This window comes from Mycobacterium terramassiliense (assembly GCF_900157385.1).
GTDB lineage: Bacteria > Actinomycetota > Actinomycetes > Mycobacteriales > Mycobacteriaceae > Mycobacterium > Mycobacterium terramassiliense.
This window is the reverse complement of sequence record NZ_LT717700.1, coordinates 1009298-1021102: the sequence shown is the minus strand read 5'-3', so window position 1 is coordinate 1021102 and position 11805 is coordinate 1009298. Positions and strand designations below refer to the sequence as shown.

9 protein-coding genes and 1 pseudogene are annotated in these 11805 nt (G+C 68.5%); 3 read left to right on the top strand and 7 right to left on the bottom strand.

Features of this window, described 5'->3' with window-relative positions; genetic code table 11:
• Nucleotides 1–141: 141 nt before the first annotated feature.
• Together MTAB308_RS13045 and MTAB308_RS13040 are read right to left on the bottom strand one after the other, a co-directional pair.
• On the bottom strand, nt 142–1542 hold the full coding sequence (locus MTAB308_RS13045) for a PPE family protein (protein ID WP_077099788.1): 1401 nt from the start codon (nt 1540–1542) through the stop codon (nt 142–144).
• A gap of 38 nt (nt 1543–1580) precedes the next feature.
• Nucleotides 1581–3311 (bottom strand): N-acyl-D-amino-acid deacylase family protein, encoded by a 1731-nt coding sequence (locus tag MTAB308_RS13040; protein ID WP_077099787.1) that lies wholly within the window; start codon nt 3309–3311, stop codon nt 1581–1583.
• 47 nt (nt 3312–3358) lie between these two features.
• Between MTAB308_RS13040 and MTAB308_RS13035 the strand changes: the two genes are divergently transcribed.
• The 3 genes from MTAB308_RS13035 to MTAB308_RS13025 are packed head-to-tail and all read left to right on the top strand — an operon-like array spanning nt 3359 to nt 5118.
• Nucleotides 3359–3730 carry a VOC family protein gene (locus MTAB308_RS13035; protein ID WP_077099786.1) on the top strand — a complete coding sequence of 124 codons (372 nt, stop codon included), beginning with the start codon at nt 3359–3361 and terminating at the stop codon, nt 3728–3730.
• Nucleotides 3731–3740: 10 nt separating this feature from the next.
• Nucleotides 3741–4253, top strand: a complete 513-nt coding sequence (locus MTAB308_RS13030) for a mycothiol transferase (protein ID WP_077099785.1) — start codon at nt 3741–3743, stop codon at nt 4251–4253.
• Nucleotides 4254–4263: 10 nt separating this feature from the next.
• The gene (locus tag MTAB308_RS13025) at nt 4264–5118 is read left to right on the top strand and encodes a hypothetical protein (RefSeq protein WP_077099784.1); all 855 of its coding nucleotides are present in this window, start codon (nt 4264–4266) and stop codon (nt 5116–5118) included.
• On the opposite strand, the gene MTAB308_RS13020 is transcribed toward MTAB308_RS13025, so the two are convergent.
• From MTAB308_RS13020 to MTAB308_RS13000, 5 genes and pseudogenes are all read right to left on the bottom strand, one after another.
• Nucleotides 5115–5813: an anti-sigma factor gene (locus MTAB308_RS13020; RefSeq protein ID WP_077099783.1), complete on the bottom strand. Its 699-nt coding sequence runs from the start codon at nt 5811–5813 to the stop codon at nt 5115–5117. The two genes, MTAB308_RS13025 and MTAB308_RS13020, sit on opposite strands and share 4 nt — an antisense overlap.
• Nucleotides 5810–6366 (bottom strand): annotated as a pseudogene (gene sigK / locus MTAB308_RS13015) (ECF RNA polymerase sigma factor SigK). Before sigK ends, MTAB308_RS13020 begins: the two are co-directional and overlap by 4 nt.
• 21 nt (nt 6367–6387) lie before the next feature.
• Nucleotides 6388–7179 carry a DUF1295 domain-containing protein gene (locus MTAB308_RS13010; protein WP_077099782.1) on the bottom strand — a complete coding sequence of 264 codons (792 nt, stop codon included), beginning with the start codon at nt 7177–7179 and terminating at the stop codon, nt 6388–6390.
• 45 nt (nt 7180–7224) lie between these two features.
• Complete coding sequence (locus MTAB308_RS13005; protein WP_077099781.1) at nt 7225–8925, bottom strand: cytochrome c biogenesis protein DipZ; 1701 nt, start codon at nt 8923–8925, stop codon at nt 7225–7227.
• Between the two features lie 31 nt (nt 8926–8956).
• Complete coding sequence (locus tag MTAB308_RS13000; protein ID WP_077100170.1) at nt 8957–11782, bottom strand: MMPL/RND family transporter; 2826 nt, start codon at nt 11780–11782, stop codon at nt 8957–8959.
• Nucleotides 11783–11805 lie beyond the last annotated feature (23 nt).

The window sequence follows — 11805 nt, the reverse complement described above, 5'->3', positions numbered from 1 at the left end:
CAGCCGGGCGCAGCGGGTCGGCACCGTGGGGCCAGTGGCGATCGCGAGCGCGGCGTAGCCGGGCGCAGCGGGTCGGCACCGTGGGGCCAGTGGCGATCGCAAGCGCGGCGGAGCCGGGCGCAGCGGGTTGCCACCGTTGGGCTAGTCGGGGATGACCGGGTCGCCGATGCCCGGCTCGGGCAGGCCGGGCGGGCGGTCGCCCTTGTTGAAGAAGTTCGAGTTGGGTATGCCCGACTCCCGCGCGGCCAGGTTCCGCACGCCCTCCTCCGCGCCGCTGGTGGCGAAGAAACCCGCGGGGGCCGTCGTGGTCCGCAGGGCCGGCGGGGTGGGGGTGGGGCCGGCCGCGGCACCGGCGACGGCGTTCGCGCCGCCCGATTGAATGCCGCCGACCAGGGCGCTCGTGTCGCCCGGGGCCGCCATGGCCGCGCTGGCCGGGTTGAGCATCGCCGCGTTCGACAGGCTCGCGTTGAGGCCGCCGGTGGTCGCGGCCGAGTTGAGCAGGCTCGAGCTGAGGTTGGCCGCCCCGACGCCGCCCGTCATGTAGTTGCCGGAGTTGAGCACAGCCGCATCCTGGGCGCCGTGGGCGGCCGCGCCGTCCATGAAAATGCCCGTGTTGGCGTTGCCGCTGTTGAAAAAGCCCGCGTTGACCGCACCCGAGTTCAAGAGGCCGGTGTTGGACACGCCCGAGTTTCCGACGCCGAAGTTTCCGGTGCCGGAGTTGAAGAAGCCGATGTTATTGCTGCCTGAGTTGAAGAACCCGATGTTGCCGGTGCCGGAGTTGAAGCCGCCGAAGCCGATCTGATTGTTGCCGGTCAGCCCGATCCCGAAGTCGTTGTTACCACTGTTACCAAAGCCAAAGTTGTTATTACCGAGGTTCCCCAAGCCCAGGTTGTTGTTCCCCGAATTTCCGGAGCCGACATTTAAGTTGCCGCTGTTTCCGAAACCGACGTTGGAATTGCCCATCGAAATTGGACCGAAACCAATTTTGCCGTTGTTGAAGGTGAATCCAAGCTTTTGCAGGACCTGTTGCCAGGGCGCCAATTGCGCGGCCGCCGCCGACGCGTCGGCGTGGTAACCGAACATCGCGGCCACGTCGGCCGCCCACATCGCCTCGTAGGCGGCCTCCGTGTCCATGATCGCCGGGACGTTGAAGCCGAACCAGTTCGTCGATGCCAACGCCTTCACCAGGGCGCGGTTGGCGGCCACCACCGCGGGCTGCACGGTGGCCGCCACCGCGGATTCGAAGGCGGCCGCGATGGCCGCGGCCTGGCTCGATGCCGCCTCGGCCTGGGCCGCGGCCGCGCTCAGCCAGCCCACGTACTGGGTCGCGACGGCCATCATCGCCGCCGCCGACGCGCCCTGCCACGAACCGTTGGCCAGATCGGACGTCACCGAAAAGAACGACGACGCTGACGACGCCAGATCCTCGGCCAACCCATCCCAGGCTTCGGCCGCAGCAAGCAGCGGCGCCGCACCCGGCCCGGCAAAAATTAGTGCCGAGTTGATTTCAGGCGGCAACCACGCAAAATGCGGGCTCGTCACTGACCCAACTTAACTGGGAAGGGCCGCCCTTCGTGGCGTTATCGACCAGGTACTGGCATGGGCTTTCGCCCGCGGACCAACTTGCCTGGACGCGCCTCGGTCGGAACGCCATTTTCAGCAATTATTACCCCGGAAACGATCGTTGTCACATATCCTTCGGCGGTCTGATCCAGGCGGCGCCCGCCGGCGGGCAGATCGTGACGGATCACCGGCTTGTGCAGCCGCAGGGCGCCGTGGTCGATGACGTTGAGGTCGGCCTTGTATCCGGCGGCGATGCGGCCGCGGTCGCCCAGCCCGGCCACCCGCGCGGGCACGGAGGTGAGCTCGCGCACGGCCTCGGCCACGGTGAACCTGCCGGACCTGCGATCCCGCGCCCAGTGCGCCAGGAAGTACGTCGAGTAGCTGGCGTCGCAGATCATCCCGTAGTGGGCGCCGCCATCGCCGAGCCCGAGCACCACGTCGTCGCGGTGCAGCAACTTACCCACGGTGTCCAGCGAGTTGTTCTGCAGATTGCTGGTCGCGACCAACAGCATGGCGCGGCCGTCGTCGTCGAGCAGCCGGTCGTAGGCCTCCTCCATCGGATTCACCCCGCGGGCCCGGGCGCGGGCCCCGATGCTGGTCGACGGGTCCGGCTCGTAGTTCGGCTCGTCGCCCAGCGGGTAGATCCAGTCCCACATCTGCGCCACGTACAGGATCGGGTGACCGACGCCGGGCTTGTCGGCCAGGATCCGGGCGCGGACCTCGGGCTTGCGCATCTCGGCCACGCGCTCTTCCAGTGGCAGGTGCGCGATCTCGCGGTAGCTGGGGTACAGCACGAACGGGTTGGCGCTGAGCTGCAGCCCGATGATCAGCCCGATCGGGCGCGGCAGCAGCTGCGCGGTGATGTCGCCGCCCGCCGCGTTGGCCTTCTCGATCATCGTGATGGCGTCCTCCCACGTCGGGTCCCCGGAGTTGGCGACGACCAGGGTGAACGTGACCGGCAGGTCCAAGTCCTCGGCCACATCGAACACGGTTTGCAGGACCGGCTGGTAGCCGCCGGCGGGAATGTCCGGCACGAATTGCAGCAGCCCGCCGCCGGCGTCCACGACACCTTTGGCGATCTCCTCGATCTCCTCGCGGGCGGCGTCGTAACTCGGTATCGGCGACCCGCTTTCGGTCTTGTGGATCGTCAGCCGCGACGACGCGAAGCCCAGCGCGCCCACCTCGATCGCCTCCTTGGCCAGCGCCCGCATCTCGGCGAGGTCCTCGGGGGTGGCGGGCTCGCGGTCGGCGCCGCGCTGGCCCATCACGTACACCCGCAGCGGCGAGTGGGGCAGGTAGGCCGCCACGTCGATGTCGCGTTTGCCCGCCTCCAGCGCGTCCATGTATTCCGGGAAGGTTTCCCAGGTCCAGGGCAGGCCGTCGGTCATGACGACGCCGGGTATGTCCTCGACGCCGGCCATGACGTCCACGAGCACGTCGTGATCGGACTGGCGGCAAGGGGCGAAGCCGACGCCGCAGTTGCCCACCACCACCGTGGTCACGCCATGCGCCGACGAGGGCGTCAGGCGCTCCGACCAGATGGCCTGGCCGTCGTAGTGGGTGTGCAGGTCGACGAATCCGGGCGTGACCAGCAGCCCCGTGGCGTCGATCTCCCGGCGTGCGCCGTCCCCGTTGACGGAGCCGACCGACTCGATCACGCCGTCTCGCACCGCGACGTCGCCGACGTACGGCTCACCCCCCAGCCCGTCGACGATGGTGCCATTGCGGATGATCAGGTCGTAGGTCATCTAAATAATCTACGACCGCGCCGGTGTGTCGTGCCAGGATCACTTCCGTGATCGACCACATCGGAATCAATTGCGCCGATTATCCGAAATCGCAGAATTTTTACGACAACGTGCTGGGAGTGCTGGGTTTTTCGCGGCAAATGGATTTCGGCCGCGCCATCGGGTACGGCCGCGACGGCAAACCGTCATTCTGGATCGCGGATGGGTCGGGCATGGGTCCCGCCCGCGAGGTGCACCTGGCCTTCGAGGCCGCCGACGAAGGCGCGGTGCGCGCCTTTCACGAGACGGCCGTGCGGCTGGGCGCCGCGTCGTTGCACGTGCCGCGGCTCTGGCCCGAATATCACCCCGGGTATTTCGGGGCCTTCGTCCGCGATCCCGACGGCAACAACGTCGAGGCGGTGTGGCACGGGGGGCCGTAATGTCGGTGACATGGCCGACGCTGACGCTGCAACTCAGGAACTGCTTCGCGACGCGTTCACCCGGTTGATCGAACACGTCGACGAGCTCGCCGACGGGCTGACCGACGAAGTGTCCAACTACCGCCCGGCCCCCAACGCCAACAGCATCGCCTGGCTGATCTGGCACAGCGCGCGAGTGCAGGACATCCAGCTTGCCCAGGTGGCCGGTGTGGAGCAGGTGTGGACCCGCGACGGGTGGGTGGATCGGTTCGGGTTGGACCTGCCGCGCAACGACACCGGGTACGGGCACGGCCCCGACGAGGTGGCGAAGGTGAAGGCCCCCGCCGAGCTGCTGTCCGGCTACTACCACGCGGTGCACAAGCTGACCCTCGAATACATCGCCAGCGTGACGGCCGACGAGCTGGGCCGCGTCGTCGACACCAACTGGGACCCGCCCGTGACGGCCAGCGCGCGGCTGGTGAGCATCATCGACGACTGCGCCCAGCACCTCGGCCAGGCCGCGTACGTGCGGGGGATTCAGTAGGTTCTAAGGCGTGCGATTCGCGGCCACCGTTGCCTTGTGGCTGGCCACCACGGTTGCGCTGGCCGTCGCGATTCCCGCGGCCTGGGCGCAGCGCAACGTCGTCAGCGAGGACGGCTACGCCGCCCTCGCGCAGCAGGCCGCGGGCGACCCCGCCCTGCAGTCGGCGATGGCGGGCGAACTCACCACGCGGGCGATGGCGCTCATCGCCGAGCAGGGCGCCGGCCGCTACCCGGTGGACAGCGCGCGGGTGCGCGACGTCGCCAACGCCTTCACCGCGGGGCGTGAGTTCCCGCCGCTGTTCGCCCGGGCGAACCGGGCCGCCCACGCCTGGTTGTTCACCGACCCGCGGCCGGGCCAGAACGGCGATCAGTGGGTCATCGACGTGGCCCCGATGCTCAACGACGACTCGTTCCGGCAGGTGCTGAGCAGCCACAACGTCGCGGTGCCCGCGGACCTGACCGTCCCGGTCGCGGTGTCGATGCCACCGTCGCTGCGGGAGGGCAGGCTGAGCCGGCTGGCGGCCTGGGGCCCGTGGGTCAGCGCCGGCGCGGCGGCCCTGAGCGGCCTGTTCGGGCTGCTGACGCTGGCGGCCGCGCGGCGGCGCGGCAAGGCCCTGGCCAGCCTCGGGATCGCGGCGCTGCTGGTCGGCGCGGCGGGATGGGCGGGCATCGAGGCGGGTCGCCGCTACGTCGGCGACGCGCTCAACCGCACCACCGGGGACATCCGCCAGGTCGCCGAGGTGATGGTCGCCCACGCCGAGGCAGGCCTGCGGCACTGGCTCGACGTGACGCTGGTCGCGGGCGCCGCGCTGGTGGGGCTGGGCGTGCTGGTCGCGATCCTGGGCGGCCTCACGAAGAAGGCCTAACTCAGGGGCAGCTCGGCCAGGATCGGGGTGGTCGGGCGCGACGATCCGTTGCCCGGTTCGACGGTGAACGCGAGCGCCGTCGAGGATCCGATGTTGGTGAGGGTGTCTTTCGTCGAGGGCAACACGGCCGCGGCGCCCATGGTGCCCGCGGAGGTGGGGCCGTTGGTCCCGATCAACCACATCTGATACACGGTGCCCGGCGATGGCGGCGGCACGTTGTTCATCACCAGCACGGCCGCGTTGCGGTCGCGGGAGAACATCACCGTGGCGGTCCCGTTGGCCAGGGGACGCGAGACCGTCTGGACGTCCGGGGCCGCCAGGACCTGCTCGGCCATCGACGGCTTCGCCGGCGAATGCATCAGCACCCCGACGCCGAACGCCGCCGCACCCACCACGACGGCGGCCGCCGCGGAAGCGAAAACCGTTCTGCGCCAGGCTATTTTACGCACGTTGTCCGGTGCCGCGGCGGCCAGCATGGTCGCCCGCAGGTGCGCCGGTGGCTCGGCCGCGGTCGCCGCCGAGACGACCGCCATCGTCTCCCGGACGGCGCGGACCTCGTCGTCGAAGGCCGCCGCCACCGGAGCCGGCGCGGCGGCGACCCGCCGCTCGACCTCGGCGCGTTCCCCGTCCGACAAGGCATGCAGGGCATACGGCGTGGCGAGCTCGAGCACTTCGAAATCGGTCGGCTCGGTCATGGCACGTCCAGGCAGTTGCGCAGGCCGCGCAGCGCGTCGCGGATGCGGGATTTGATCGTGGACAGGTTGGCCGCCAGTCGCTGCGACACCTCGCTGTACGTCAGCCCCTGGTAGTAGGCCAGCTCGATGCACTGCCGCTGCGCAGCGCTGAGCCCCTCCAGACATTGGGTCACGCGGCGACGCTCGTCGCCGGCGATCGCCGAGTCGGCTACCGGATCGTGCGCTGTCGTGCCGGCGGTTTCGGCGCTGGTCGCGCCGTAGCGGGATTCGCGTCTGCTGCCCGCCTGCTCGGCGCGCACCCGGTCGACGGCCCGCCGGTGCGCCATGGTCAGCAGCCAGGCCAGGGCCGCCCCCTCGCCGGGTCGTACTGCGCCGCCGTGCGCCACACCTCGAGATAGACCTCCTGGGTGGTTTCCTCGCTGTAGCCCGGGTCACGCACCACCCGCGTCACCAGTCCATACACTCGGGCTTTGGTGAGGTCGTAGACCGTGGCGAAGGCGGCGCTGTCCCCGCGCGCGACCTGGCGCAGCAGGGCGTCGAGCTCGTTGCTCATCGAGCGGTAGCCTATCGCGCTTCATCGCGCTGCCGATCGAGGAGGCCGGGGGAAGAAAAACGCTGTCCGTTGCCGGTATTCGTCGAAGCCGGGACGGCCGGCCATCAGCTTCTCGGTCAGTCGCGCACCGCTGACATACATCAGGAAATAGGTCATGAGCAATGGCGAGCCGACCGTGGCCACGGCCCACCAGCCGTTGAGGGTGATCAGCCAGACTCCCCACCACACCGCCGCGTCGCCGAAGTAGTTGGGGTGGCGCGTCCACGCCCACAGGCCCCGGTCCAGCACGACACCGCGATTCGCCGGATCGGCCTTGAAGGTTCGCAGCTGCCGATCGCCCACGGCTTCGAAGGCGAAGCCCACCAGCCACCCGGTCAGCCCCACCACCGTGACCGCGGTCAGCGCGGCAGGCGTGGGCCCGGTAACCGCCGACAGCTGCAGCGGAATTGACACGAACCAGCCGATAAAGGCCTGCAGCACAAAGACTTTCCGCACCACCTGGGCGACCGTCGCACCGCGCAGCAGGGCGGCATACCGGGGATCCTCGCCCTTGCCGGCCGTCTTGCGCCCGATGTGCCAGGCCAGCCGCAGCCCCCAGATGGCCACGAGCGCAAGCAGCAGCCGTCGCCGGGTCGCGTCCCCCCCGCCCAGCGCCGCTGCGACGGCGGCGATGGCCACGAAGCCCACGCCCCAGGCCACGTCGACGACGTTGTAGCGCCCGACCCGCCTGGCGATCACGAACGTGACCGTGTGGACCACGACGAGCGCCAGCGCCGAGGCGGCGGAGACCTGCAGGAGATTCACCAGATTCATTGCGTCCACCATGAGTGATTCGAAGCCGCCGACGACATGGACTGGTCAGCCGAATGTGAACGAAAACACTTGCAGGCCCTTGCCGACCTGCATGTCGAGCTGATCGCGGTGCGCGGCGTTCCCGGGGTCGCCGCCCGCGATCTGATGCAGGGTGGGGGGGCCGCCGATGGCCGTCGCGGTCGTCCGGCCGCCCCTGGTCACGGTGATGGTGCCGGTGCCGCCGACGACGACGTAGACGTCCTTGGCCGTGTAGTTCAGCCGGAGGGCGGCGTCGTCGCTGTCGGCCGTGGCGCCCTGGTCGTCGACGGTCCACCGGCCGCGCAGGGCGAACCGGTCGTCGGGCAGCGTCGCCGGATAGGCGAATGTGGATGTGCCGGACTTGTATTCGCCCCCGCCGCCGTAGTTGACGGCCTTGCCCGCGCCCAGGTAGGTCTCGGGGGTGAGCGGGGTGTGCGGGGTGGCATCGACCGCGCCGCCGGCGCCGGGCAGCTTGACGTCCGGGTTGGCGTCAGTGAGCAATTCGCGGATCAGCCTTTCCGTGCCGTCGTAGTCCCCCTCGCCGAACTTGGTGTGGCGCACCGTCCCGTTGGCGTCGATGAGGTACTCGGCGGGCCAGTACAGGTTCTGGTAGCTGTTCCATGTCGAGTAGTCGTTGTCCAGCGCGACGGGATAGCCGATGTGCAGCGCGGCGGCGCCGCTGGCGACGTTGGCGGGGACCCGCTCGAACGCGTACTCCGGGGTGTGCACCCCGATGGCGACGAAGCCGTCGTCGTGATACCGGTTGTACCAATCGACCACGTGCGGGATGGCGCGCTGGCAGTTGATGCAGGAGTACGCCCAGAAGTCGACCAGGACCACCTTGCCCCGCAGCGACGCCAGGTCGATCGGGGCGCCGCCGGGGGTGTTGAGCCACCCGGTGATCCCGGTGATCGCCGGCGCGGGGCCGCACTGCTGCAGGTGGGCGGCACCGCCGCCGAAATCACCCGTGCAGTCGGCCAGCTGCCCGCGGGTGGTGCCGCTGGCGTTCAGCTTCTGCCGAATGGTGTTGGCGCCGATGCCTTTCTGCGTGGCATTTTGGAGCGCCTCGGTGTAGTCGGGGACGGCGCGCTGCAGCACGGCCGGCAGGTTGAAGACCAGCGCCACGGCCAGCAGGATCATGGTGATCCCGCCGGCGACCTGGATCGCGCGCTGCCGCCGGCGGAAGGCCGCGACGCGCTCGGCGATGCGCCGCCCGGCCAGGGCGAACACCAGCAGCGGCAGGGCGGCACCCACCGCGAACGTCGCGGTCAAAACCAGGATGGGCGGGCCGATGCGCGCCGTCCCGCCGGCGACGACGATGGCGGCCAGCACCGGTCCCGCGCAAGGCACGTACAGCGCCCCCAGCGTCAGGCCGAGCCCGAAACCCGAGCGGGGAGAACCCATTTCACGCTGCGGGATGCGGGCGAATGGCCGTTCGATCACATGCTGCAGGGGCGGAAAGATCAGCCCGAGGCCGATGAGGGTCAGCGTGACCAGGGCGGCCCACCGGATCGCGTCCTGCGGCAGGTGCAGCGCCGAGAGCAGGGCCGAACCGGCCAGGGTGACCACGCCGAAGCTGCAGACCAGGCCGGCGATCACCAAATATGGCCGGGCCGCGCGGGCGGTGTCCACGCCGGAGAAGAACACCACCGGCAGCACCGGCAGGATGCACGGCGAGATGCCGGTGATAAGGCCGCCGAGGAAGCCGATGAGCGCGATCGTTGCCATGGCAGCTATTCGGAGCTAACGGGCCGACGGACTAATCGCTGTACGCCATGGACCGATCCGGCCGGTGGGGTTCGACCGGTCGCGGCGCCACCCTGGCCGGGCGGGAGCGCACCCGGATCGGCCACCAGAACCAGCGCCCCAGCAGGGCGGCGATGGACGGCGTCATGAACGCGCGCACGACCAGCGTGTCGAACAGCAGGCCCAGCCCGATGGTGGTGCCCACCTGTCCGACGATCCGCACGTCGCTGACGACCATGGACGCCATCGTGAACGCGAACACCAGGCCCGCGTTGGTCACCACCTTGCCGGTGCCGCCCATCGAACGGATGATGCCCGTATTCAGGCCGGCATGAATTTCCTGCTTGAACCGGGAGACCAACAGCAGGTTGTAGTCGGACCCCACGGCCAACAAGACGATGACGGACATCGCCAGCACCATCCAGTGCAATTCGATGCCGAGGATGTGCTGCCAGACGAGCACCGACAGCCCGAACGAAGCGCCCAAAGAAACCGCCACCGTACCCACGATGACCGCGGCGGCGACCAGCGCGCGGGTCAGGATCAGCATGATGATGAAAATCAGGCACAGCGAGGAAATCCCGGCGATCACCAGGTCCCATTTGGCTCCCTCGGAGATGTCCTTGAAGACGGCCCCCGTTCCGGCCACGTAGATCTTCGCGTCCTCCAACGGGGTTCCCTTGAGCGACTCCTCGGCCGCGGTGCGGATCTTGTCGATGCTCGCGATGCCCTCGGCCGATGCGGGATCGCCGCGGTGCAGGATGATCATGCGCGCCGCGTGTCCATCGGGGGACAGGAAGTTCTTCATGGCGCGCTGAAAGTCTTTGTTTTTGAACACTTCTGGCGGCAGATAGAACGAGTCGTCGTTCTTGGAGGCGTCGAAGGCGTGGCCCATGGCCGTCGCGTTGTCGCTCATCTCGTCCATCTGGGCGAAGATCCCGGACATGGTGCTGTGCATGTCCAGCATCATGGTTCGCATGTTCTCCATGGTCTGGATCATCGGCGGGAACTGGGCGACCATCTGCGGCATCAGCCGATCGAGGTCCTTGATGTCGCCGACGAGCGTGTTGAGCTTGTCGGTGATCTGATCAACGCCGTCCAGTGCGTCGAATATCTGGCGAATCGACCAGCAGATCGGAATGTCGAAACAGTGCTTCTCCCAATAGAAATAGCTGCGGATGGGCCGCCAGAAATCGTCGAAGTCAGCGATGCGGTCCCGTAGCTCGTTGGTGATCTGCTGCATCTCTTCGGTGTCGCCGACCATGCGGTGGGTGGTGGCGACGAGCTGGGTCATCAGGTCATACATCCGCTGCATGTTGGCGATCGTCTTGGTCATCTCGTCGGCCTGCTTGACCATGTTGTCCATCTGGTCGCGCTGGTATTTCATGGTCTGCGTCTGAGCGGCGTTCTGCATGCTCAGCTGGAACGGAATCGACGTGTGGTCCATCGTCGTGCCGTCGGGCCGGGTGATCGCCTGGACGCGCGAAATGCCCGGGACCCGAAAGATGCCCTTGGCCAACCTGTCCAGGACCAAGAAGTCGGTCGGATTACGCATGTCGTGGTTCGTCTGGATCATCAGGATCTCCGGTTTCATCCGGGCCTGGGAGAAGTGGCGGTCCGCGGCCGTCAGGCCGGCGTTGGCGGGGATGGATGCGGGCAGGTACTCGCGGTCGTTGTAGTTGGCCCGGTAGCCGGGCAGGGTCAGCAGACCGACGAGGGCGACGGCGCACGTGACGGCCAGAATCGGCAGCGGCCAGCGGACCACCGCGGTACCGACCCGGCGCCAGCCCCGCACCCCGAGCTTGCGCTTGGGATCGAACACGCCGAACCGGCTGCCGACGGTCAGCACCGCCGGCCCCAGCGTCAGCGCGACCACCACCGCGAGCAGCATCCCCACCGCGCACGGAATACCGAGCGTCTGGAAGTACGGCATCCGCGCGAAGCTGAGGCAGAACATCGCCCCGGCGATCGTCAGGCCGGAGCCCAGGATGACATGGGCCGTCCCGCGGTACATCGTGTAGAAGGCCGATTCCCTGTCTTCGCCGGCGTGGCGGGCCTCCTGATAGCGACCGATGATGAAGATGCCGTAGTCCGTCCCGGCCGCGATCGCCAGCGACGTCAGCAGGGACACCGCGAAGGTGGAAAGCCCGATGAGCCCGAAGTGGCCGATCACGGCGACGGCTCCGCGCGCCGCGGTCAATTCGAAGCCCACCGTGATCAGCAACAGGATCACGGTGAGGATCGACCGGTAGACGAACAGCAACACGATGAGGATCACCGCGACCGTCGTCAGCGTGATCCTGACCATGGACTTGTCGCCGCTGTGGTGCAGGTCCGCGGCCATCGCCGAGACCCCGGTCACGTACGCCTTGACCCCGGGCGGCGCGGGCACGCTGTTCACGATGTTGCGGACGGATTCGACGGATTCGTTGGCCAGCGGCTCGCCCTGATTACCGGCGAGATTGACCTGCACGGTTACGGCCTTGCCGTCGTTGCTCTGCGCGCCCGCCGCCGTGAGCGGATCGCCCCAGAAGTCCTGGATGCTCAGCACGTGCGCCCTGTCGTCGCGCAACTTGCGGATCACGGTGTCGTAGTACCTGTGGGCGTCGTCGCCGAGGGGCTGATTACCCTCCAGCACGATCATCGCCGAGCTGTCGGTCTCGCCCTCGTTGAAGGCATGGCCGATCTGTTTCATCGCCACGAATGACGGTGCGTCCCTTGGGCTCAACGACACCGACCGCTCCTGCCCGACCACTTCCAGCGACGGGACGAACAGGCTCAGGGCGATGGCGACGCCCACCCAGAACAGGATGATCGGCACCGCGAAGGTGTGGATCATGCGCGCGATGGCCGGCCGCCCGG